This is a genomic window from Streptomyces sp. NPDC086080 (assembly GCF_044540255.1).
Classification (GTDB): domain Bacteria; phylum Actinomycetota; class Actinomycetes; order Streptomycetales; family Streptomycetaceae; genus Streptomyces.
Window position 1 is genome coordinate 1 of sequence record NZ_JBITRU010000117.1, and the last position, 1099, is coordinate 1099.

The window sequence follows — 1099 nt, forward strand, 5'->3', positions numbered from 1 at the left end:
CGTCTGGGATGCCGATGCCGTCCGTGATGACGTGCGCGAATACGTCGTCGAGCACCTCTATGACGATGCCGCGGTCCTGGTGGTCGACGAGACCGGCGACGTGAAGAAGGGAACCCGCACTGTCGGGGTCCAGCGCCAGTACACCGGAACTGCCGGGCGGATAGAGAACTCCCAGGTCGCGGTCTACCTCGTCTACGCCGGGATGCGCGGGCACGCGGCGGTGGACCGGGAGCTGTACATCCCACGCTCCTGGACGTGTGACCCGGACCGCTGCCGGGCAGCCGGACTCGGCGAGGACACCGACTTCGCGACCAAGCCGGAACTGGCCCGCACGATGATCGAACGGTTTCTGGATGCCGGACACCACGTCGGCTGGGTCACCGGGGACGAGGTCTACGGCGGCAACCCAAGACTCCGTACGGCTCTGGAGGAACGCGGCATCGGCTATGTCCTCGCCGTGGCCTGCTCAGCCGAAGTACCCACCGGCGCAGGCACATTCCGCGCCGATGCCCTGGTGAAGAAGGTGCCGAAGCGGGCCTGGCAGAAGCTCTCGGCCGGACGCGGCGCGAAGGGACACCGGTTCTACGACTGGGCCGTCATCGACCTCGCCGAGCCGGCCCCGGGCCACCATCAACTGCTGATCCGCCGCAACCGCACCACCGGCGAACTCGCCTACTACCGCTGCCACTCCACCACGCCGACATCTCTGGCCACCCTCGTCAAGGTTGCTGGCTCCAGATGGCGCGTGGAGGAGACCTTCCAGACCGAGAAGGGGCTGGCCGGGCTGGATGAGCACCAGGTCCGCCGCTACCCCTCCTGGGCCCGCTGGGTCACCCTCGCGATGCTGGCCCACGCCTTCCTCGCCGTCGTCCGCGCCGACGAACACGCACACCGACCCACGCCCGACGGCCTGATCCCACTGACCTGCAACGAGATCTGCCGCCTGTTCATCGCGCTCGTCGTCCGGCCCGTCCGTGACGCGGCCCACCGGCTTGCCTGGTCCGACTGGCGCCGCCGCCACCAGGCACGATCACGCACCAGTCACTACCAGCGACAAGCCGCATCCCAGACATGAAGATCACGATCTACAGCTGGAGTA

Annotated in this window: 1 protein-coding gene; it reads left to right on the plus strand. The window is 68.0% G+C overall.

Translation table 11 applies throughout. The annotated features are described in order from the left end of the window. Positions 1-1075: IS701 family transposase (locus ACIF9R_RS38345; RefSeq protein ID WP_399987755.1), on the plus strand; the 1075-nt coding region annotated here is incomplete at its 5' end. Positions 1076-1099: the final 24 nt, after the last annotated feature.